General features: G+C 33.8%; 22 protein-coding genes and 1 tRNA gene. 10 read left to right on the top strand and 13 right to left on the bottom strand.

Annotated features, from left to right (window positions below; genetic code table 11):
• Positions 1 to 23: 23 nt before the first annotated feature.
• Positions 24 to 794, top strand: a complete 771-nt coding sequence (locus tag IM755_RS09190) for a TerC family protein (protein ID WP_194096071.1) — start codon at positions 24 to 26, stop codon at positions 792 to 794.
• Positions 795 to 861: 67 nt separating this feature from the next.
• Here the strand turns inward: IM755_RS09190 and IM755_RS09185 are convergent, their stop codons facing one another.
• The 9 genes from IM755_RS09185 to IM755_RS09145 form a co-directional block, all read right to left on the bottom strand.
• The gene (locus tag IM755_RS09185; RefSeq protein WP_194096069.1) at positions 862 to 2535 is read right to left on the bottom strand and encodes a formate--tetrahydrofolate ligase; all 1674 of its coding nucleotides are present in this window, start codon (positions 2533 to 2535) and stop codon (positions 862 to 864) included.
• A 111-nt stretch (positions 2536 to 2646) separates the two neighbouring features.
• Positions 2647 to 5355, bottom strand: coding sequence for a DNA gyrase/topoisomerase IV subunit A (locus IM755_RS09180; RefSeq protein WP_194096067.1), 2709 nt, complete (start codon positions 5353 to 5355; stop codon positions 2647 to 2649).
• A 72-nt stretch (positions 5356 to 5427) separates the two neighbouring features.
• Positions 5428 to 7284 (bottom strand): DNA topoisomerase IV subunit B, encoded by a 1857-nt coding sequence (locus IM755_RS09175; protein WP_194096065.1) that lies wholly within the window; start codon positions 7282 to 7284, stop codon positions 5428 to 5430.
• Between the two features lie 126 nt (positions 7285 to 7410).
• Positions 7411 to 8085: a TIGR02117 family protein gene (locus IM755_RS09170; RefSeq protein ID WP_394368308.1), complete on the bottom strand. Its 675-nt coding sequence runs from the start codon at positions 8083 to 8085 to the stop codon at positions 7411 to 7413.
• 3 nt (positions 8086 to 8088) lie between these two features.
• Positions 8089 to 8754, bottom strand: a complete 666-nt coding sequence (locus IM755_RS09165) for a hypothetical protein (RefSeq protein ID WP_194096059.1) — start codon at positions 8752 to 8754, stop codon at positions 8089 to 8091.
• Between the two features lie 89 nt (positions 8755 to 8843).
• Positions 8844 to 9539 (bottom strand): porin family protein, encoded by a 696-nt coding sequence (locus IM755_RS09160; protein WP_194096057.1) that lies wholly within the window; start codon positions 9537 to 9539, stop codon positions 8844 to 8846.
• A 2-nt stretch (positions 9540 to 9541) separates the two neighbouring features.
• Complete coding sequence (gene ychF / locus IM755_RS09155; RefSeq protein ID WP_194096055.1) at positions 9542 to 10636, bottom strand: redox-regulated ATPase YchF; 1095 nt, start codon at positions 10634 to 10636, stop codon at positions 9542 to 9544.
• 249 nt (positions 10637 to 10885) lie between these two features.
• Complete coding sequence (locus IM755_RS09150; protein WP_228063925.1) at positions 10886 to 12025, bottom strand: hypothetical protein; 1140 nt, start codon at positions 12023 to 12025, stop codon at positions 10886 to 10888.
• A gap of 198 nt (positions 12026 to 12223) precedes the next feature.
• A complete protein-coding gene (locus tag IM755_RS09145; RefSeq protein ID WP_026726242.1) occupies positions 12224 to 12574 on the bottom strand; it encodes a 4Fe-4S dicluster domain-containing protein in 351 nt (116 codons plus the stop codon).
• A 137-nt stretch (positions 12575 to 12711) separates the two neighbouring features.
• Here IM755_RS09145 and IM755_RS09140 point away from each other — a divergent pair, with 137 nt between their 5' ends.
• The 6 genes from IM755_RS09140 (at position 12712) to IM755_RS09115 (ending at position 17421) form a co-directional block, all read left to right on the top strand.
• The gene (locus tag IM755_RS09140) at positions 12712 to 13770 is read left to right on the top strand and encodes an acyl-CoA reductase (protein ID WP_194096050.1); all 1059 of its coding nucleotides are present in this window, start codon (positions 12712 to 12714) and stop codon (positions 13768 to 13770) included.
• Between the two features lie 134 nt (positions 13771 to 13904).
• Positions 13905 to 14975: a 3-phosphoserine/phosphohydroxythreonine transaminase gene (gene serC / locus IM755_RS09135; protein WP_194096048.1), complete on the top strand. Its 1071-nt coding sequence runs from the start codon at positions 13905 to 13907 to the stop codon at positions 14973 to 14975.
• Between the two features lie 48 nt (positions 14976 to 15023).
• Positions 15024 to 15980, top strand: a complete 957-nt coding sequence (locus IM755_RS09130; RefSeq protein ID WP_194096046.1) for a D-2-hydroxyacid dehydrogenase — start codon at positions 15024 to 15026, stop codon at positions 15978 to 15980.
• Between the two features lie 39 nt (positions 15981 to 16019).
• Complete coding sequence (locus tag IM755_RS09125) at positions 16020 to 16574, top strand: DUF937 domain-containing protein (RefSeq protein ID WP_194096044.1); 555 nt, start codon at positions 16020 to 16022, stop codon at positions 16572 to 16574.
• Between the two features lie 80 nt (positions 16575 to 16654).
• Positions 16655 to 17086: a DUF6146 family protein gene (locus IM755_RS09120; RefSeq protein WP_194096042.1), complete on the top strand. Its 432-nt coding sequence runs from the start codon at positions 16655 to 16657 to the stop codon at positions 17084 to 17086.
• A gap of 2 nt (positions 17087 to 17088) precedes the next feature.
• Complete coding sequence (locus tag IM755_RS09115; RefSeq protein ID WP_026726235.1) at positions 17089 to 17421, top strand: DUF6787 family protein; 333 nt, start codon at positions 17089 to 17091, stop codon at positions 17419 to 17421.
• An 11-nt stretch (positions 17422 to 17432) separates the two neighbouring features.
• Here IM755_RS09115 and IM755_RS09110 read toward each other — a convergent pair whose 3' ends face one another.
• From IM755_RS09110 to msrA, 3 genes are read right to left on the bottom strand one after another with little or no spacing between them, the layout of a single operon-like run.
• A complete protein-coding gene (locus IM755_RS09110) occupies positions 17433 to 17747 on the bottom strand; it encodes a hypothetical protein (protein WP_194096040.1) in 315 nt (104 codons plus the stop codon).
• Between the two features lie 54 nt (positions 17748 to 17801).
• A complete protein-coding gene (folE, locus tag IM755_RS09105) occupies positions 17802 to 18470 on the bottom strand; it encodes a GTP cyclohydrolase I FolE (RefSeq protein WP_194096038.1) in 669 nt (222 codons plus the stop codon).
• Between the two features lie 15 nt (positions 18471 to 18485).
• Entirely contained in the window at positions 18486 to 19013 is a 528-nt protein-coding gene (msrA, locus tag IM755_RS09100) for a peptide-methionine (S)-S-oxide reductase MsrA (RefSeq protein ID WP_228063932.1), read from the bottom strand.
• Between the two features lie 279 nt (positions 19014 to 19292).
• Here msrA and IM755_RS09095 point away from each other — a divergent pair, with 279 nt between their 5' ends.
• Entirely contained in the window at positions 19293 to 19958 is a 666-nt protein-coding gene (locus IM755_RS09095) for an ABC transporter ATP-binding protein (protein WP_194096034.1), read from the top strand.
• 1 nt (position 19959) lies between these two features.
• Positions 19960 to 20718 carry a TIGR02757 family protein gene (locus IM755_RS09090; protein ID WP_194096032.1) on the top strand — a complete coding sequence of 253 codons (759 nt, stop codon included), beginning with the start codon at positions 19960 to 19962 and terminating at the stop codon, positions 20716 to 20718.
• 32 nt (positions 20719 to 20750) lie between these two features.
• Here the strand turns inward: IM755_RS09090 and IM755_RS09085 are convergent.
• Positions 20751 to 20824 (bottom strand) — tRNA-Ala (locus IM755_RS09085).
• A gap of 205 nt (positions 20825 to 21029) precedes the next feature.
• Here IM755_RS09085 and IM755_RS09080 point away from each other — a divergent pair.
• A complete protein-coding gene (locus IM755_RS09080; RefSeq protein WP_194096030.1) occupies positions 21030 to 21602 on the top strand; it encodes a pentapeptide repeat-containing protein in 573 nt (190 codons plus the stop codon).
• Positions 21603 to 21656: the final 54 nt, after the last annotated feature.

Genomic DNA, 21656 nt, shown 5'->3' with positions numbered 1-21656 from the left:
AGTTTTAAAACTAAAACATAAAAATGGAAGTATTTTTAAATCCCGATGCTTGGGTGGCACTTTTAACCTTAACTTTTTTAGAAATTATTTTAGGAATCGATAACATCATTTTCATTTCTATTGTTACGGGAAAATTACCGCAAGAAAAACGTAAAAAAGCAACCCGAATTGGATTATTCTTAGCCATGTTTATGCGTATCGCATTGTTATTTGGAATTACCTTATTAATTGCCATGAAAGCACCTTGGTTTAGCTTTGATTTTGGTTGGTTTTCAGCTGATATTACTGGTCAAGCCTTGATATTATTACTTGGTGGATTGTTTTTAATTTATAAGAGTACTAAAGAAATTCACGAAAAAGTAGACCATAAAGGAGAAGAAGAGAAAGAGTTGAAAACTTCAGCTTCTAAATCATTTGTAAGCGTAATTGGTCAAATTTTGTTAATTGATATTATTTTCTCTGTTGATAGTATCTTAACCGCTGTTGGTATGACAAATGGTATTGAAGGCGCATTAGTTATTATGATTACAGCCGTAGTAATTTCTGTAGGAATAATGATGTTATTTGCAGTTCCAGTTGGAAATTTCGTAAATGCGAATCCTTCGATTCAAATCTTAGGTTTAGCTTTCTTAATTCTAATCGGATTTATGTTAATCACTGAAAGTATGCATTTATCGAATGCGCAATTAGCAGGGCAACATGTGGGAGCGGTTCCTAAAGGTTATCTCTATTTTGCAATTGCTTTTTCGTTAGCAGTAGAATTCATCAATATGAAGATGCGTAAGAAAAACTAATTAAAAAGTTATTATAAAATAAAATGTCCCGATATTTTCGGGACATTTTATTTTATAGAAGATATGATTACGACAATCCTATTATCACACCATTATTGTCAATATCAATTCGTTCTGCATTTGGTACCGCTGGTAAACCTGGCATTCGCATTACATCACCTAATAATGGCACTACAAATCCAGCTCCAGATGAAATTTCAAATTCACGAACCGTAATATCAAAATTCGTAGGGCGACCAATTAACTTTTCATTATCAGAAAAACTCGCAGGCGTTTTCGCCATACAAATCGAAAACTGACCAAATCCTAAATCGTTAATCATTTTCAATTGTGCTTTCGATTTTGGAGAAAACTCAACTGAATTCGCACCATAAATATTTTTAGCAACTACGTTGATTTTATGCTCAATAGAATCGAAAGGTTGGTACAAAGGTTTGTAATTCGCAGTTCCTTTTTCAATTTCTTCAATTACTTTTTGCGCCACTTCAGCCGAACCTTTTCCTCCTCGAGCAAAAGCTGTACTCACGATAGCACTTACACCTTTTGAAGCACACAATGCTTTCAATTTATCATATTCGGCTTGTGTATCATCTGGAAAAGCATTGATACAAACTACAGGATTTAATCCAAATTGTTGCATGTTTTCAATGTGTTTTTCCAAATTGCAGAAGCCTTTTTCAATCGCGCCTACGTTTTCTGTTTTAAAATCTTCAGGAGCTAATCCGGCGTGATGCTTAATAGCTCTAATTGTTGCTACTAAAACTACTGCATCTGGTTTTAAGCCACTTTGTTCACATTTGATATGAAGGAATTTTTCAGCACCTAAATCGGCACCAAAACCTGCTTCTGTTACTACGTAATCACCTAACGATAAGCCCATTTTTGTTGCGATTGCGGTATTAGTTCCTTGCGCAATACTAGCAAATGGTCCACCGTGCAAAATAGCTGGATTTCCGTCAATGGTTTGCACTAAGTTAGGTTTTATCGCATCTTTCAGTAAAGTTGCCATAGCTCCTACTACATTCAAATCGCGAGCGAAAATAGCTTTTCCATCTAACGTTTTTCCAACAAATATATTTCCTAAACGGAATTTCAAATCTTCTAAATCTTTCGCCAAGCATAAAATCGCCATGACTTCCGAAGCTGGTGTAATATTGAAACCATCTTCACGCATTGTGCCATTCGCTTTTGCTCCTACTCCAATAATAATCTGACGCAACGAACGGTCATTCATATCCATAACTCGTTTCCAAGCAATCGATTTTGGATCAAGATTTAAAGAATATTTAGTGTTTTGTAAATTGTTATCAATCACCGCTGAAAGTAAGTTATTCGCTTTTTCAATAGCCGAAAAATCACCAGTAAAATGCAAATTGATGTCTTCCATCGGCAACACTTGAACATAACCTCCACCAGCTGCGCCACCTTTTAATCCAAAAACAGGTCCAAGTGAAGGCTCACGTAAAACCGCAATCGCTTTTTTACCAATATAATTCAATCCGTCCGTTAAACCAATCGACATAGTAGTTTTTCCCTCACCATATTTCGTTGGTGACATGGCAGAAACTAAAATCAGTTTTCCTTTTGGGTTTTCTTGTTGTAAGTGTAGTGGTAATTTGGCTTTGTACTTGCCGTAAAATTCTAAATCGTCTTCTGAAATGCTGATTTTTTTGGCAATATCTTTAATATGAGACATGATTGCATTTTGCGCAATTTCTATGTCTGATGGAAATGTTGACATGTTGTTGTTGTGTTTTAATTTAGAGCGAAATTAAGTGTTTTATTTGGGATGAAAAATGATAAAAATCAATAAAAAAAACCTGCAAAGTAAAATACCTTGCAGGTCAGAATCTTATTCTAAAGACAACGTAATTTGTCCGTCGTCGTCTAATTCTATGTTGAAATCTTGAATATCGTTTCCTTCCTCTGAAGCTTCGTTTGTTGTTGTTTCTGGCTCATCTAATACTTCTTCATAAGGCAACGGATCTAATAGGTTAATCTGTTTAATTTTATCCGTAGTTAACTGGTTTCCTAATGCTTTGATTCCTTTTACTGCTATGAATTGTTCCAAATCCACTACTTGGTTTTCTTTTTGAACGCCTTTCACTTTAGCAAAAATAACCTCAGCCACTGGACGCCAATCGGTAGAAACGATTTCCAATTGTGATTTTTCGTGTTCGGAAATGAAGATTTCTTCTTTGTTTTCGTTTTCAATTAAGAAACGTTTTACAAAGTAACGCTCTTTTTCGCCATCGAAATAAATACAAGAAACGGGTTTATTTGGATTCCATTTTTCCAACACAATCATGTCTTCATCAAAATGGGTAGAAAGTTCTGGAATAATCGTTTTTACTTTCCCTGATTGGTTGATGATTAATAAGCGGTCGTTTGGTTTAAATTCGCCTAACAATTCGCCTCTTCCGTCGACATTTAAACGTTGTACCGTATCATCGAACCAAACTTTTCTCGGACGTAAAGTTGAAATTCCTTTCTCTTTTAACTCGATTTTTTTGATTGGATATTTGGTAACCGTATTTCCTCGTGAAGCTCTTCCTTTGATAGCAATGTCGGAAAAATCGACATCCCATTTCAGTTTTTTCACACTTCCAACTTGGCGCAATAAAATCGTAACCACTTCTGCTTCACCATTTGGATTCGCTGAGAAATACGATACCATCGAACCTGGTTTTTCTTGTGTTAAATCATAGAATTTATCACGAGTTACTCCAGAAACATTGAATCTCTTGATGAAAGTCGAACCGTTTTTACCATCGCGATACATCATATTATAAATGGTACGCTTGTCGTTTTTATCAAAAACCGCAACATGAATGATATCTTTTCCGATGAACTTCTTATCATCAATTTTGGTGACCATCATTTTTCCATCACGTAAGAAAACGATAATATCATCAATATCGGAACATTCGCCAACATATTCGTCTTTTTTCAAGCCCATTCCTACGAAACCTTCTTCTCTATTCACATAGAATTTTTGGTTACGCAATACTACTTTCGTAGCTTGAATGTTGTCGAAATTACGTAATTCAGTTAAGCGTTCTCTTCCTTTTCCGTATTTGTCTTTTAAATTGGTGAAGTAATCCACAGCATAATCAATCAAATGATCCAAATGGTATTTCACTTGCTCGATTTCGGCTTCCAATTTCGCAATCGCATCATCCGCTTTATCCGAGTCAAATCTTGTGATACGTATCATTGGAATTTGCGTCAATCGCTGTAAATCTTCGTCTTCAATTTCACGAATTAGAATGGATTTGAAAGGCTCAAATCGGTCGTACATGTATTTGTATAGTGAATCTCTATCCGAATATAATTTGAAGTCGATATACATTTCTTCACGAATGAAAATCTTCTCTAAATTCGCAAAATGCCACTTCGCTTCGAGTTCGTCCAATTGAATTTCCAACTCACGTTTTAAAATATTCAACGTACGATTCGTAGAAATCTTCAAAATATCGGAAACACCAATAAACAATGGCTTGTTACAATTTTCGATAACACAACCTAGAGGCGCGATAGACAATTCACAATCGGTGAATGCATATAACGCATCAATCATTTTGTCTGGCGAAGTTCCGGGTTGTAAATGAATTACGATTTCAACCTCAGCAGCCGTATTATCTTCAATTTTCTTGATTTTGATTTTCCCTTTTTCGTTGGCTTTCAAAATACTATCAATCAATTTTGTAGTATCGGTTGAAAACGGAATTTGGGTAATTACCAAAGTATTTTTATCCAAAGGTGCAATTTTGGCTCTCACGCGCACACGAGAACCTCGCATTCCATCATTATAATTGGAAACATCTGCTATTCCGGCTGTTGGGAAATCTGGAAAAAGTGTGAAAGGTTTTCCTTTTAAAATTTTAATAGACGCATCGATTAACTCATTGAAATTGTGAGGCAAAATTTTAGTTGATAAACCTACCGCAATTCCTTCTCCACCTTGTGCTAACAATAATGGGAATTTTACAGGCAAATGAATTGGTTCGTTTTTACGACCATCGTAGCTCAATTGCCATTGGGTAACTTTTGGCGAAAACAATACATCGTGACCAAATTTTGAAATTCGCGCTTCGATGTAACGAGGTGCTGCGGCTCCGTCACCAGTTAGAATATTTCCCCAGTTCCCTTGGCAATCAATCAATAAATCTTTTTGTCCGATGTTCACCATAGCGTCGCCAATACTCGCATCTCCGTGTGGGTGATACTGCATGGTATGCCCGATGATATTCGCTACTTTGTTGTAACGACCATCATCCAACTCCTTCATGGAATGCATAATACGACGTTGTACGGGTTTGAAACCGTCTTCGATCGCAGGAACGGCACGCTCTAAAATTACATAGGAAGCGTAATCCAAAAACCAATCCTTGTACATTCCTGTAACTTTTGTAATGGTATCTTCTGGATTTTCGTTGTTTTCGTAAAAATGATGTCCCGTTGACACATGAATATCCTCAAAACCTTCCTCTTTTTGAGGTTGGTCTTGATTTTCTAAATTGTCGTCTTCTGGGATGATGTTATCTTCTTCGTCTTTCATTTTTATGCTGAATTATATCAGAATACATTTTTAATTGAATATCACTGCTCACTTTAAACTGAACACTGAACACTAATTTTTTTCCACTACATCCAACTCCACTTTCAAATTGTTGATGATAAAATCTTGTCGGTCTGGGGTGTTTTTACCCATGTAGAACTCTAGCAAGGTTTCAATCGTTGTGGCTTTATCTAACATGACTGGATCTAAGCGAATGTCTTGCCCAATGAAATGCTTAAATTCGTCTGGTGAAATTTCCCCTAATCCTTTGAATCGGGTGATTTCTGGTTTTGGTTTTAGTTTTTCAATGGCGTTTACTCGTTCTTCTTCGCTATAGCAATAAATCGTTTCCTTTTTGTTTCGCACACGGAATAAAGGCGTTTGTAGAATATACAAATGTCCGTCTTTGATTAACTCAGGGAAAAACTGCAAGAAAAACGTAATCAACAACAAACGAATGTGCATACCATCCACGTCGGCATCGGTTGCGATTACGATGTTGTTGTAACGCAAATCTTCCATCGATTCTTCAATGTCTAACGCAGCTTGCAATAAGTTGAATTCTTCGTTTTCGTACACGATTTTCTTAGTCATCCCATACGAATTCAATGGTTTTCCACGTAAACTGAAAACCGCTTGTGTATTCACATCGCGACTCTTTGTAATCGACCCTGAAGCCGAATCTCCCTCGGTAATAAAAAGCGTACTTTCTAAACTCCTTGGATTTTTAGCATCGGTTAAATGGACACGGCAATCGCGCAATTTTTTATTGTGTAAACTTGCTTTTTTAGCACGTTCTTTAGCTAATTTTCGAATACCAGATAGTTCTTTACGTTCGCGCTCCGCTTGTAAAATTTTACGCAATAATGCATCGGCAACTTCTGGATTTTTATGTAAGAAGTTATCTAAATTCGTTTTGATGAAATCATTTACGAACGTACGAACCGTTGGACCATTCGGACCAACATCTGTGGAACCTAATTTGGTTTTGGTTTGCGATTCGAAAACAGGCTCTTCGACTTTAACCGAAACCGCAGAAACAATCGATTTACGAATATCAGAAGCTTCGAAAGGTTTGTTATAAAACTCTTTGATGGTTTTTACAATCGCCTCACGGAAAGCACCTAGATGTGTTCCTCCTTGTGTGGTATTTTGTCCGTTTACAAACGAATGGTATTCTTCTGAATATTGGGATTTACTGTGCGTAATTGCGACTTCGATATCGTCTCCTTCCAAGTGAATGATTGGATACACCATATCTTCAACCGAAATATTTTCTTCCAATAAATCTTTCAATCCGTAATCCGAAACGTATTTTTCACCATTGTAATAAATCGTTAATCCGCGATTTAAATAACAATAGTTTTTGAGCATTTTGATGATGTACTCGTTTCGGTATTTGTAGTTTTTGAAAATCGTATCATCGGCAACGAAAGAAACTTTGGTTCCTTTACGTTTTGTAGTTTCTTGAATATCTTCTTCCAGTGTAAGATTTCCGGCTGAGAATTCCGCTGCTTTATGTTGGTTATCACGAACCGATTCTACTCGGAAGTAATTCGAAAGTGCATTAACCGCTTTCGTACCGACACCATTTAAACCTACGGATTTCTTGAAGGCTTTGGAATCGTATTTTCCTCCTGTGTTCATTTTGGAAACTACATCAACCACTTTTCCTAATGGAATGCCTCGACCATAATCGCGAACAGTTACCAATTTATCTTTGATAGTGACTTCAATGGTTTTTCCGGCACCCATAACGAATTCATCGATACAGTTGTCCATAACTTCCTTTAACAGAATGTAAATACCATCATCAGGCGATGAACCGTCACCTAATTTTCCGATATACATACCCGGACGCATTCGAATGTGCTCTTTCCAATCGAGCGAACGTATGTTGTCTTCGGTATATTGATTTTGCTCTAACATAGACAGATTTTGGATTTTGTGCAATATAGCATTTATCTCCAAAGTTTAGAAGCGAAAAAACGATAAGTTATTGACAAAATATGGTTAAGAAGATAGAAAAAAGAGGAAAGAAAAAAGACTTTCTAACTACTCATAATGCCTAAAAATCCCACTATCGGAAATTGTCCAAAGGGCTGCTTTTTGATTGGCTGCTTTTAAGGCTTGATTTGCCCAAGAATTGCATGTGTAAAATAGCGAGTAACTTCCGTTGGCTTCATAAAAAACGTCGTGTTTTCCGTAAACGGCATCGGTTTCTATTTTTAGAAATTCACCTGATTTAGTTTGGAAAGATTCCTTAATGAATGCAACCAACTTTTTGTAATTTCCTAACGAAATTTGAATCTTTTTACAAGATTGGTTCTCTTTCAAATGTTTATAAAAAGTCACATGCATAGCCGATGTGCTCAAACCTGAAGCTGCTTTTATAGCTGTACTTGCTTTCAAATCTGCCCAAGTGGGAGTTTCTAAATAAAAACCTTTATCGCCCCAACCTAAAGCCACATATTGATACGTAGTGTCTTTTGATTTGGTATGTTCAAATTTGAGTTGGGTTGACCAATCGTGATGTTCGTTTTTAATTTGTAAAACGATATCGGTATGAACGCCGTTTGTTAGAATGTAAATTGGAATTTCTTTTTGATTTTCAACCAAATCTTCGTTTACAGAAACAAATGACAATAAGGTTACGATTAACAAATACGTGACCAACGATAAAATGAAAATCGCTAGATATTTCAATAGTTTTTTGATGGTTTTCATAATACCTTATTTCATCAAATATAAAGTTGCATATTCAAATCCATCTAAACGAAGTAATTTTCTAAAATCGGCACGTGATGGTGTTAAAACAACGTGAAGTGTGTCGCTTTCCTTCATTTCGACTACGAATGGAATTTTAAGTTCGGAATTTAATTTGGTAAAATCTTTTTTAGTTCCAAGTTGAATGTGTTTTGCTCCAACAGTCGATAATCTTAAAATACTGGTTTGGTATTTCCCATCTATTTCCTTATTCAAAATCAATGACGATTTATATTGTTTGGCGATTTCGTTTTCTGCAAAAGAAAAAATGGTATCCAAACGTTCTATTTCAAACGCAATTGTATCGCCTTTTATAAACGTTTTATACGGTTTATTTTCGGATTTATCGAAAACTTGATTGTTACGCAATTCAAATTCAGGAATCGAATCCAACTCAGATTTTAAAGCCGTAATGGTTTCAATTTCTTTAACATAAGCGCATTTTGGCTCTACTACCAAACGATGGGAATAATCCAATGTATAGGTTCGAACAAACTTCTTTGGAAATGCTGTTATTTCATCCACATTTGTGGGTTGGGCTTCAGAAAAATAAATAAAACTGTTGTTTAATCCATGATCTTTACAGGAAACCATAGCCAAAGCAAATGTGGCTAGAATAAAATATTTTTTCATGATAGTTTGTTTTGTTTTGCCAGAGCAAATGTTATGCCACAAAAAAACCGCTGAATTACTTCAACGGTTTTATCTTTTTATTTCGCAAACTATAATCCAAATGACCATTGAATTAATAAAGTCAGTGTATTTGTTTTGATTTTTTGATTACTATAACCATCAGCCGAAAGTCTTGATACAGAATTATGAAAACCTAAATTATCTCTTAATTCAACAATTAAATAGTTTTTATCTTTGATTTTAAATTCTTTACCTATAGAAAATGTTAAACCATAATCTTGATTATCCATACCAGAAACCATTGGAAAGTTATCATTAGGGCTCCCATAATATGTCCAAGAAGGCGAGACTTCTGTTTTTTCTTTTTGAGAAATCATTTTAGCAACATAAACACCGCTCTTAACAAAATAAGGGTTTTTATTACCTATTTTGTACTTCAGAGTAATTGGCAATGTTATAAAATTAAACGAATTTTTTGTTATTCCGTTATATTTTTCATCTTCTCCAGGAATTCCATCTTGACTCATTGGAGTATAAACAAAATCATAAGAATAATTTACTTGCTTCTTTTCGAAAATTAAATCTGTTGATAAAGAAAGTTTTTCTGAAATTTTATATTCAAAATTCAAACCTATTGCATATCCAAAATTTGAATCTACATCATCCAAAACCTCACTTCCTCTCAACGAATAATGATTTAATCCAGAATGAATACCCAATCTAACCTTTTCTTGAGAGAAAACCGAATTAAAAACAAGAATTAATAATAATAAGACTCTCTTCATATTTACACATTAAAACGGAAATGCATTACATCACCATCTTTTACAATGTATTCTTTACCTTCTACTCTTAATTTCCCAGCTTCTTTTACTTTTGCTTCTGAACCGTAGTTGGAGAAATCTTCAAATGCGATAACCTCAGCACGGATAAATCCTTTTTCAAAATCGGTGTGAATTACTCCAGCTGCTTTTGGCGCTGTATCTCCAATTTTAATGGTCCATGCACGAACTTCTTTAACTCCAGCTGTAAAATAGGTTTGTAAATTCAATAATTTGTATGCCGCACGAATCAACACTGCCGAACCTGGCTCTGTTAATCCCATGTCTTGTAAGAACATTTGACGCTCTTCGTAGCTTTCTAATTCTGTAATATCCGCTTCTGCTCCAACTGAAAGCACGATAACTTCTGCATTTTCATCTTTTACTAATTCACGAACTTGGTCTACATATTTGTTTCCGTTTACAGCCGAAGCTTCATCAACGTTACAAACATATAAAACTGGTTTTGTAGTGATTAATTGGAATTCTTCCATCATCTCCACCTCATCTTGATTTTGAGGAACTACCGTACGAGCTGATTTTCCAGCTAATAAAGTTTCGCGAATTCTATCTAACAAAGCTTTTTCAGCTTGTGCTTCTTTGTTTCCAGTTTTTGCTGCACGATTGGTTTTTTCCAAACGTTTTTCAACCGTTTCTAAGTCTTTTAATTGCAATTCGATATCGATTGTTTCTTTATCGCGAATTGGATTTACATTTCCATCAACGTGTACGATATTATCGTTATCAAAACAACGTAAAACGTGGATAATGGCGTTACATTCTCTAATGTTTCCTAAGAATTGATTTCCTAAACCTTCTCCTTTACTTGCTCCTTTTACCAGACCTGCAATATCTACGATATCTACTGTTGCCATTTGAACACGCTCTGGTTTAACCAATTCCTCTAAACGAGCAATACGTGGATCTGGAACGTTTACTACGCCAATATTAGGTTCTATAGTACAAAACGGAAAGTTCGCACTTTGCGCTTTTGCGTTTGATAAACAATTAAATAAAGTTGATTTTCCAACATTTGGTAATCCTACAATTCCTGCTTTCATTTTAAATGTATTTTTAAAAGTGCGCAAATATACTTTAATCCTGATTAGTATCAAAGTATTAAATAAAAACGCATTGAATGGGAATATATAAAATGCAAGAACAGTAATAAAAATTATAATTTCTATAGTTCTCGATACTATTTTTAAAAGTAAAAATTAGCATTTTTACTTTTAAAAATCACTCGAAGTGACGAAAATCTATAAACAAAACTAATTACACCCAAAAGATTAAATATGATGACGAAGTAGTTATTCTTTTGGATTTTCGACTTCTTTTTGGATTTCTTCGTTGCCTTTTCCTAATCGCTCAATGATTGCTTTTTCTTCTGCAGTAGAAACAAAACCTGATTCGATATCCCAATAGTCAGTAAAAAAAGAAGTCTTTTTATTGATAAGCGATTTTCCTTTGAAAATATTTTTTTCGCCATATTCAAAGGTTTTTTTATTGAAATCGGTAATTACCATATGGTTCTTGACTTCTATTCTTCGTTCTTTATTTTTATATTTTTTTTCAAAACCAATAACTTCTTTAGAATTTGCCAAATAATAGTAATTTCCTTCTTGTCGGAACGTATTTTTAAATTCAAGTTTATAAACTTTTCTAGAAGCAAACATATTTTCTTTGTACGCTTGAAGTCGGTCTGGAGTTACATACGAACTAACTTCGATTATCAACTTTTTGTTGCTATCATACACTACCATAAAATCAGACAAAATCCCCTTAGATTCGGGTAACGGAACAATCTTTATTACCAAATAATCCTCATTTGAAGGATAGGTTTTTACCGAAAAATCATAAATTTTCCTAGCTCGCGAATCAAGAACTTCTTCAAGATATTTGAATTGGTAATAATTTTCGATGATATTATTCAAATCATAACCTAATATATTGGGATCGATATCGCCATCTAAAACACCAACAGCTCGATTTTGTTCTACCAAAATATCCGTTTTTATAGCCTTTTCACTTCCTAAAATTTGAAAATTAATTAGTCCATCATTAAAAAAAATAATTTCATTATCACGTTTGTAAAATTCGTGCAAATAGACTTTCAAACTAATCGGAATGGTAATTTTAGATTTGGAATTTTCGATAATCCGTTTTAAAATTTCTTGAGGATGATCTTTTGTGATGATGTACTCTTCCAATTGCTGTGTATTAGGCTCTAAATACACTACATTTTCCTTTTTATCTAAGGTTGCAAATTTCACCACAAGAGTCTTGTAAGAAGAATGAATGAATTCTAAATCAGAAGATCGAGTTAGACTAATGATTGCTTTTCCTTCTTTGTTGGTTAGAAATCCTTGACGGGTTTTGAGAGCAGTAATTGTAACTTCCTCAATAGGCAAATCGGTATCGAAATCTTTCACAATTATGGTAAATTCCAAATTTTGTGAAAAGACGAAAGTTGTGAAAAACCATAATAAAAAAGTGAGTTTTTTTATCATAAATTCCCGATTATCAACCAAATATAACGAAAATTTAATTATAAAACACTAATAAGATGAAGTTTCTAAACCATTAAAAAACAAAAAAGAGAATCTTCTAAATGAAAATCCTCTTTTTACTATCGTTTAAAAAAACAATTATTCGTTATGTAAAAACGATTGTCTGTTTAACAATGTCTCTTCACTTTCTACGTGATTATCATCAGGAACACAACAATCTACTGGACAAACTGCAGCACATTGTGGCTCTTCATGAAAACCTTTACACTCCGTACATTTTCCTGGAACAATGTAATAAATATCATCAGAAATTGGGGTTTGAGCCGCATCTGAATCTACTTCAGTTCCATCAGGTAAAATTACTTTACCACTTAGTTTTGTACCATCTTTCCATCTCCAATCATCTGCTCCTTCATAAATTGCTGTATTTGGACATTCAGGCTCGCAAGCCCCGCAGTTGATACACTCATCTGTTATTATAATTGCCATTTCTTTACGTTTAATTGTTTAAAAGTTTAATTGTTTAAAAGTTGAGACTCTTATTAATTTAAACTTTTGGCTAATGCCTTTTCACTTCATATCTTTGTGCAAAAATACAACGTCTACTAAATATAAACAAGTTACAAATGTTACAAAGTGAAATAAAATCGAGTTTTGTTGAATTAGGGAATTTCTTACGTCAATTTTCTGAAGAAGGAAACGTTAAATCGGCATCGGTTTTACATAACGATTTGTTCTTTGATGACTTTGCCAACTTGATTGAACTTTCGCAATCACATAATGGTTGGTTTACTCCAGAACAAGTTTTACATAGCATTCAATCTTGGACGAAAGCTTTAACTGAAGACAACCTAAATCAGTGGCTTTCCAGCTACTATTTTTCAAAAATTGAACCTAAAAAAGTTGGATTAATTCTAGCAGGAAATATTCCGTTAGTGGGTTTTCATGATTTTCTTTCGGTGTTGATTTCGGGGCATGATGTATTGGTAAAAACCTCATCTAACGACCAACATTTATTAAAATTTTTAGCAAATTATTTGATTGCTATCGAACCCAAACTTAACTCAAAAATAACTTTTGTAGAAGGCAAATTAGAAGGTTTTGATGCCGTAATTGCTACTGGAAGCAACAACACAGCACGCTATTTTGAATATTATTTCAAAGACAAACCGAGTATTATTCGTAAAAACAGAAATTCGGTTGCGGTTTTAAATGGAACAGAATCGCATGAAGATTTAGTGGGTTTAGGAGAAGATATTTTTAGATATTTTGGTTTGGGATGCAGAAATGTTTCTAAACTTTTTGTTCCAAAAGGGTATAATTTTGAAACCTTCTTTAAAGCAATGTACGAATATCGCGATGTGATTCACTACGAAAAATACGCCAATAATTACGATTACAACAAAGCGGTTTTCTTAATGAGTAATTTTCAATTATTAGACAATGAGTTTTTAACGATTAAAGAAGATGTGAGTTACTCTTCTCCTATTTCTTCTGTGTTTTATGAATTTTATGACGACTTAGAAGAAATCAAAAATCGATTACATACTGATGCTGAGCAAATTCAGTGTATTGTATCTAAAAATTTAATTCCTAATTCAGTAGCTTTTGGTCAAACCCAACAACCGAAACTTTGGGATTATGCAGATAATGTAGATACTTTGGCATTTTTATCAAAAATATAATTATACAATTGATAATTTTTCCTGATTTCTAAATTATTTTCTTTAATAATATCCTAAAATTATTATCAAATTAAAACCTGTTTTTTCATAGTTATTTGCGAAATTTGCTCTCTCAAATAAATAACTACAACACAATGAAAAAACACAACTACAGTGCAGGTCCATGTATCCTTCCGCAAGAAGTATTCGAAAAATCAGCACAAGCTATTTTAGATTTCAACAACTCAGGATTATCTATTTTAGAAATTTCTCACCGAAGTAAAGATTTCGTGGCCGTTATGGACGAAGCGAGAGCTTTAGTTTTAGAGCTTTTAGGATTAGAAGGTAAAGGATACGAAGTATTGTTTTTAGGTGGTGGTGCAAGCATGCAATTTTTAATGGTACCATACAATTTAATGAAAGTTGACGGAAAAGCAGCTTATTTAGATACGGGAACTTGGGCAAGCAGCGCTATTAAAGAAGCAAAACTTTTTGGAGAAACAGTTGTAGTAGCTTCTTCAAAATCTGAAAATTACAATCATATTCCAAAAGGTTATAGCGTTCCTGCTGATGCCGATTATTTCCACTGTACTAGTAACAATACTATTTTTGGAACCCAAATGAAATCGTTTCCAGAAGTAAATGTGCCTTTGGTTTGCGATATGAGTTCGGATATTTTTTCACGCGTATTAGATTTTTCAAAATTTGATTTAATCTATGCCGGAGCTCAAAAAAATATGGGTCCAGCAGGTGCAACATTAGTAGTGGTAAAAACTGAAATACTAGGAAAAACAGGAAGAACGATTCCAAGCATGTTAGATTACCAACAACACGTTTCTAAAGAAAGTATGTACAATACGCCACCCGTATTTCCAGTATACGCATCACTTTTAACCTTACAATGGTTGAAAAAATTAGGTGGAATTGCTGCTATTGAAAAAATTAACGAAGCAAAAGCTAATTTACTTTACAACGAAATCGATAGAAATCCATTATTCAAAGGAACTGCCGCTAAAGATGACAGAAGTAATATGAATGTTACGTTCTTATTAAATGATGAAGCACATCAAGAAAAATTTGACAGCATGTGGAAAGCAGCTGGAATTTCTGGTTTAGCTGGACATCGTTCGGTTGGTGGATATAGAGCTTCGATGTATAATGCGTTACCAATTGAAAGTGTTCAGGTTTTGGTTGATGTAATGAAAGAATTAGAAAATAAAATTTAGTAATTAGTAACTAGTAAATAGTAACTGGCATAAAAAAATAAAAATAAAATGAAAGTTTTAGCAAACGACGGAATTTCAAAAAGCGGAATTAAAGCTTTAGAAAAAGGAGGTTTTGAAGTAATTACAACAAAAGTAGCTCAAGAACAAGTGGCTAATTTTATTAATACAAATGATGTAAAAGTATTATTAGTTCGTAGTGCTACAAAAGTTAGAAAAGACATTATTGACGCTTGTCCAGGATTGAAAATTATTGGTCGTGGTGGTGTTGGAATGGATAATATTGATGTAGCATATGCTCGTGAAAAAGGTTTACATGTTATCAATACACCAGCTTCTTCATCTGAAAGTGTGGCGGAATTGGTTTTTGCTCATTTATTCACTGGAGTAAGATTCTTACATGATGCGAATAGAAATATGCCATTAGAAGGCGACACCAATTTTGACGGATTGAAAAAAGCCTATGCTAACGGAATTGAACTTCGTGGAAAAACTTTAGGAATTATTGGTTTTGGACGTATTGGTCAAGCAGTTGCAAAAATGGCTTTAGGACTAGGAATGAAAGTAATTGCTGCTGATAAATATGTTAACGAAGCGGTAATTCGTGTGGATTTCTACAACGGACAATTTATTAATGTTGAAATTGTTACCGAATCATTAGATGATGTAATTAAACATTCTGATTTTATTACGTTACACGTGCCTGCGCAAGATGGTTATGTAATTGATAAAGCTGAATTCCAGTTAATGAAAGAAAATGTAGGAATCGTAAATTGTGCTCGTGGTGGTGTGATTAATGAAGTAGCATTGATTGAAGCTTTAGATGAAGGGAAAGTATTATTTGCAGGTTTAGATGTTTTTGAAAAAGAACCAACACCAGAAATTCAAATCTTGATGCATCCTAAAATTTCATTAACTCCTCATATTGGAGCTGCTACAGAAGAAGCACAAGATAGAATTGGAACTGAACTTGCAGAGCAGATCATCAGTTTATTGAAAAATAACTAAAATTTTATTATCTTTAACTGAACAAAAAACTTTAAAATTATGTTTGATCAACTCTCAGAATTAGTAAAACAATTTGGTGGCGAAGCTGTTGTAAACAATCCAGCGGTTCCAAATGAACAAAATGATGCCGTAATGCAAGAAGCTGGAAGTTCAATCCTTTCTGGTTTAAAAGATATAGTTGCAAGTGGAAACATTAACGATTTAAGTGGAATGTTAAGCGGTAAAACAGCTATTGATGGCAATAACCCAGTTGTTCAACAATTGACTGAAAAAGTAACTGGAAACTTAGGAGAAAAATTCGGTTTATCATCTGATGCTGCCGGAAGTGTTGCTTCTGGATTAATTCCACAAATTTTGGGAGGATTAGTTAATAAAGCTAAAGATCCGAACCAACCTGGATTTAACATGAGTGATTTAGTAAGTGCTATTTCTGGTGGAAATGGTGGCGGATTAATGGATGCCGTTTCTAAATACGGTGGACAATTTGGCTTAGATCAAAATAATGATGGAAAAGTAGATATGGGAGATGCTATGGCAGCCGTTACAAAAAAAGGTGGTTTAGGAGGTTTACTTGGAAAACTTTTTGGCAAATAAAATTTCATTATAAATATTTTAAAGCATCGACTTATGTCGGTGCTTTTTTTTATCTTTATACTTTCTAAATAACATAAGTTATGAAATCAATTATTGTACTATTTTTTACAATTTTTTCAGTGCTCATGGCTTGTAATTCTTCAAAAAATCAAAAAACTTTTGAAGACAAACCAAAGCTAGAAAGTGATACAATTCGTATATCCAACGAAGAAATTGAATATGATGTTATTATAATTGATGGTGGATTCACTTCTTGGTTCAATAGTTATGCTAGGCCTAGAAATTATTATACACAATCTTATTTAGAAGCTAGAAATAGAATTTGGGTGTTAGAATGGAATAGAAGAGCCATGTTACCATCTCAATACAATCCAAATTTATATGAAATGACAATTAATTACCAAACAGGAATTGATTATGGATTTGAAGTAAATTACATGATTTATAATTACTTGGTCTATTTTCAACTTACCAACAAACAACAATTAGGCGGTTTTGTACCAAGAATATAGTTATGAAGAAACTTAAAGAACGCTGGAATGTAACTTCAAACTGGCAATTAACGATTATTTTTATAGTATTTGCTATTACGGGATTTAGTTCATTACAATTAGCAAAACCTTTTTTATCCTTAATTGGTATTCCAGAAACTTTTCAACCACATTGGTTGTACCGAATTCTAAGATTGGTTTTAATATTTCCTATTTATCAAGTGCTTTTAGTTCTTTTTGGTTTTATTTTTGGACAATTCACTTTCTTTTGGGAGTTTGAAAAGAAAATGCTAGACCGAATGAAATTAGGTTTTATCGGAAGATACTTTGACACTAAACTAAAAAAGAAGCCTTAAAGCTTCTTTTTTTATTCTTGTCCTTTTCCTCCTCTTATTACATAAGTGTAAAACCAAGTTATAGTGAAAGTCGGAATCACATCTACAAACGGAAGTAATTCTTCAATAAAACCAAAAACTCCTGCTAACTTTCCAGCAGTTCCTTTGAACATTACCACTAGTAAAATTCCTGAAATGGGTGCCCAAAACAAATCGGTAACCTCAGCAAAAACAGGAACAAAATAAGATACCATTCCTATAAAATCAAAAAGTAAACTCAGAACTAACATAGTTCCTTTGTTATTTTTAGCTGGAATGGGTGTTTTTATAATAGGTTCTTGTGTCATTTTAATGTTGTAAATTTCCTAACGAATATACAAAACTAATGCCACTTTTGAAACCTATTCTTTATGAATCATTTTGTAAAAATCGTCACGGAATTCTTTCTGATTGAAAACACCTCCATATTGTAAGGTTGAAGTGTAGCTGCTTTCATCTTTGATACCTCGACTCGATACACATAAATGTGTAGCTTCCATCACAACAATTACATTATCTGTTTCTAAAACCGATTTCAATTCGTTGAAAATTTGCATAATCATACGTTCTTGCACTTGTGGTCGTTTTGCGTAATAATCTACAATACGATTTAGTTTCGATAAACCAATTACTTTTCCAGAAGAAACGTAACCAATGTGCGCTTTTCCAACAATAGGTAAAAAGTGATGCTCGCAAGTAGAATTGAAACTGATATTCGCCTCTACTAACATTTTATCATACTGATACGAATTATCAAAAACCGAAATCTTTGGTTTATTCGCTGGATTCAATCCTGAAAAAATCTCTTGCACAAACATTTTAGCCACACGATGCGGTGTTCCTTGCAAACTATCATCGGTTAAATCCAAACCTAATTCTTTCATAATGATTTCAAAATGGTGTTCAATAACTTCCATTTTTTCTGCATCTGATTTAAAAAAAGCATCAGGTCGTAACGGCGTTTCAACCGATGTCATTTGGTGATTATCACCGATAATGTCGAATATTTCTTTTTCAATAGTAGTGTTCATAGCAATTTTTCCCTTCTATTTTAATTTCGATTTATAATATTTGCGCAATTTTTCTAATTTAGGTGCAATGACCATTTGGCAATAGCCTTGACTTGAATTCTGATTGTAATAATTTTGATGATAATCTTCCGCTGGATAAAACACCGTTGCCGATGAAACTTTTGTCACAATCTTTTTATCGTACAATTTTTCTTTTTCTAATAACTGAATGTAGTTTTCCGCTTTTGTTTTTTGAGCTTCCGAATGATAGAAAATCTCACTTCTGTATTGCGTTCCCACATCAGCACCTTGACGATTTAATGTTGTTGGATCGTGTGTTCCAAAGAAAATCTCTAACAAATCTTCATATGCTACTTCATTCGGATTAAACGTAATTTGAATGGCTTCTGCATGACCTGTTTCTCCTGTACAAATTTCTTTGTAGGTTGGATTAACCGTTTTCCCACCAATATATCCCGAAACCACTTTCTCTACTCCTTTTATTTCTAAGAAAACTGCTTCGGTACACCAAAAACAGCCTCCAGCAAATGTTGCTACTTCCATACCTTCTTTCACTTTTACTTTTACAGGTTCTTTAAATTCCTCTTTTACGAATGGTTTTTCTTTAGCTGTACACGAACTAAAAATCAAACTTAAAACCAATGATAACCCTTTAATTGTATTTTTCATAAATGCTATTGGTTATTTTGTTTAACAAATCTACAAAAAAATTAAACACAAATCCTAATTTAACTAAACTTTATTATTTGAGATACGGGAATAGATGTGCAATAGTTTTTTTATTAGCCAAAAATCTTTGTTTCTTTGTAGAAATGTTCGGTTATGATTACAGCTAAAAATCTACATAAATATTACGATTCACTTCATGTTTTAAAAGGAGTGGATTTACACATAAAAAAAGGAGAAATCGTTTCTATTGTTGGGGCTTCAGGAGCTGGAAAAACGACTTTGCTTCAAATTTTAGGTACTTTAGATTTACCTGCAAAACAAAATGATACGATTTTAGAAATCAATGGAGCATCTGTTTTGAATTTAAAAGACAAAGAACTTTCTAAATTTCGTAACCAACATTTGGGTTTCATTTTTCAGTTTCACCAATTATTACCGGAATTTACCGCATTAGAAAATGTTTGCATTCCAGGATTTATAGCTAATCGCGACAAAAAAGAAGTAGAAACCGAAGCAAAAAAACTACTTTCTTATTTAGGTTTAGCCGAAAGAACGCATCACAAACCAAGCGAACTTTCTGGAGGAGAACAACAACGTGTTGCGGTTGCTCGAGCTTTAATCAACAAACCTGCCGTTATTTTTGCCGATGAACCATCTGGGAATTTAGATACACATACCGCCGAAAACTTACACGAATTGTTCTTCAAATTACGTGATGAATTTGGGCAAACCTTCGTAATTGTTACGCATAACGAAGAATTGGCTAACATGGCCGATAGAAAACTAACGATGGTGAATGGGAATATAGTAAGCTCATAAAATGACACATTCCGAGTTAAAAGAATTTCTAGACGAAAAAGTCGAGTTGTACAACAATCCGAATTTCATTGAAAGCGATCCAATTCAAATTCCGCATTTGTATTCTTTGAAAGAAGATGTTGAAATTGCTGGATTTTTATCCGCTACTATCGCTTGGGGAAATCGCAAAATGATTATCAACAACGCAAAGAAGATGATGGATTTGATGGGGAATTCGCCTTACGATTTTGTCATGAATCATTCGGAATCGCAACTGGAAGCGTTAGAAAATTTCGTTCACAGAACTTTTAACGGACAAGATTTTGTGGGATTCGTAAAAGGTTTGCAACACATTTACCAAAATCATAACGGATTAGAGGCGGTTTTTTCTAAAGATAATCTAACGATGCAACATAGCATTTCCGAATTCAAGCAATTGTTTTTTGAGATTCCACATTTAGCTCGAACGGAGAAACACATTTCAGATCCTTTGAATGGTTCCGCAGCAAAGAGAATCAATATGTACTTGAGGTGGATGATAAGAAAAGACAATAAAGGAGTCGATTTGGGGATTTGGAACAACGTCTCTCCTGCTCTATTATCTTGCCCGTTAGATGTGCATTCTGGAAATGTGGCTCGAAAACTAGAATTATTAACGCGTAAACAAAACGATGCTAAAGCTTTAGCGGAATTGGACGAAAATTTAAGAAAACTCGACCCAAACGATCCTGTAAAATACGATTTTGCTTTATTTGGATTGGGCGTTTTTGAAGGATTTTAAAACAAAAAAATTCTGCCAAAACAGGATTCTTGTGGAGAAGATGGGGCTCGAACCCACGACCTCTTGACTGCCAGTCAAGCACTCTAGCCAACTGAGCTACATCCCCAAAATTTTTACGAATATAACTTTTTTTAAACACATAGACACATAAGAATTACTTTGTCTATATTTAAGACGTTTCACTTTAAATAGTCTACATAGTCAATATTATAAAACTACGTGACTATATGTTTCATCAACTAAACCTCCTAAAAAGTTTCTTTTTGTTTCGATAAAAAATTAAAGTAGTTTTACATTTCTAAAATAAAACCATGCACGCAGATTACATTGTTGACCAAAATTTTTCTGACATCACCTTTTCAGAAAATGATATCAAATACAAAGAATACGAAAATTGTACGTTTACGAATTGCGATTTCACTTCTTGCTTCTTTGTTGCCGTAGCTTTTATCGATTGTAATTTCTTCGATTGCAATTTCAAAGGAACTAAAATCAATCATGTATCGCTGCGAGATGTTTGGTTTACCAAATGTGATTTTACTTCGGTGAATTTTGCGATGACTGACCAAATTTTATATGAATTTCACTTCAAAGATAGTTTATTAGATTACGCACAATTCTACAGTTTGAAATTAAAGAAAATGCAATTCATCAATTGCAGTATGATTGCCGTTGACTTTATGGAAAGTGATTTATCAGAAGCGCTATTCGATAATTGTAATTTAAGACACGCTGTGTTCATTGGAACCACCGCCAATAAAACCGATTTTTCAACCAGTTATGATTTCATCATCGATCCAGAGAAAAACAAATTAAAACGCGCCATTTTTTCGACTGAAAATTTAGCTGGATTATTGAAGAAATATGATTTGGTGATTAAATAAGCGTTGCACTTAATTAGCACGCGGATTTTACAGATTTTCAAACGCAGATTTTAC

The sequence above is a fragment of the Flavobacterium proteolyticum genome, assembly GCF_015223105.1.
Lineage (GTDB): Bacteria > Bacteroidota > Bacteroidia > Flavobacteriales > Flavobacteriaceae > Flavobacterium > Flavobacterium proteolyticum.
The sequence above is the reverse complement of the archived record's forward strand: the minus strand, read 5'-3'. Positions and strand labels throughout refer to the sequence as shown.

Bases quoted from the DNA above. Each gene is read 5' to 3' on its own strand.
- IM755_RS09190 (WP_194096071.1), top strand. From the start codon at position 24: ATGGAAGTATTTTTAAATCCCGATGCTTGGGTGGCACTTTTAACCTTA.
- IM755_RS09185 (WP_194096069.1), bottom strand. From the start codon at position 2,535: ATGTCAACATTTCCATCAGACATAGAAATTGCGCAAAATGCAATCATG.
- IM755_RS09180 (WP_194096067.1), bottom strand. From the start codon at position 5,355: ATGAAAGACGAAGAAGATAACATCATCCCAGAAGACGACAATTTAGAA.
- IM755_RS09175 (WP_194096065.1), bottom strand. From the start codon at position 7,284: ATGTTAGAGCAAAATCAATATACCGAAGACAACATACGTTCGCTCGAT.
- IM755_RS09165 (WP_194096059.1), bottom strand. From the start codon at position 8,754: ATGAAAAAATATTTTATTCTAGCCACATTTGCTTTGGCTATGGTTTCC.
- IM755_RS09160 (WP_194096057.1), bottom strand. From the start codon at position 9,539: ATGAAGAGAGTCTTATTATTATTAATTCTTGTTTTTAATTCGGTTTTC.
- ychF (WP_194096055.1), bottom strand. From the start codon at position 10,636: ATGAAAGCAGGAATTGTAGGATTACCAAATGTTGGAAAATCAACTTTA.
- IM755_RS09145 (WP_026726242.1), bottom strand. From the start codon at position 12,574: ATGGCAATTATAATAACAGATGAGTGTATCAACTGCGGGGCTTGCGAG.
- IM755_RS09140 (WP_194096050.1), top strand. From the start codon at position 12,712: ATGTTACAAAGTGAAATAAAATCGAGTTTTGTTGAATTAGGGAATTTC.
- serC (WP_194096048.1), top strand. From the start codon at position 13,905: ATGAAAAAACACAACTACAGTGCAGGTCCATGTATCCTTCCGCAAGAA.
- IM755_RS09130 (WP_194096046.1), top strand. From the start codon at position 15,024: ATGAAAGTTTTAGCAAACGACGGAATTTCAAAAAGCGGAATTAAAGCT.
- IM755_RS09125 (WP_194096044.1), top strand. From the start codon at position 16,020: ATGTTTGATCAACTCTCAGAATTAGTAAAACAATTTGGTGGCGAAGCT.
- IM755_RS09120 (WP_194096042.1), top strand. From the start codon at position 16,655: ATGAAATCAATTATTGTACTATTTTTTACAATTTTTTCAGTGCTCATG.
- IM755_RS09115 (WP_026726235.1), top strand. From the start codon at position 17,089: ATGAAGAAACTTAAAGAACGCTGGAATGTAACTTCAAACTGGCAATTA.
- IM755_RS09110 (WP_194096040.1), bottom strand. From the start codon at position 17,747: ATGACACAAGAACCTATTATAAAAACACCCATTCCAGCTAAAAATAAC.
- folE (WP_194096038.1), bottom strand. From the start codon at position 18,470: ATGAACACTACTATTGAAAAAGAAATATTCGACATTATCGGTGATAAT.
- msrA (WP_228063932.1), bottom strand. From the start codon at position 19,013: ATGGAAGTAGCAACATTTGCTGGAGGCTGTTTTTGGTGTACCGAAGCA.
- IM755_RS09095 (WP_194096034.1), top strand. From the start codon at position 19,293: ATGATTACAGCTAAAAATCTACATAAATATTACGATTCACTTCATGTT.
- IM755_RS09090 (WP_194096032.1), top strand. From the start codon at position 19,960: ATGACACATTCCGAGTTAAAAGAATTTCTAGACGAAAAAGTCGAGTTG.
- IM755_RS09080 (WP_194096030.1), top strand. From the start codon at position 21,030: ATGCACGCAGATTACATTGTTGACCAAAATTTTTCTGACATCACCTTT.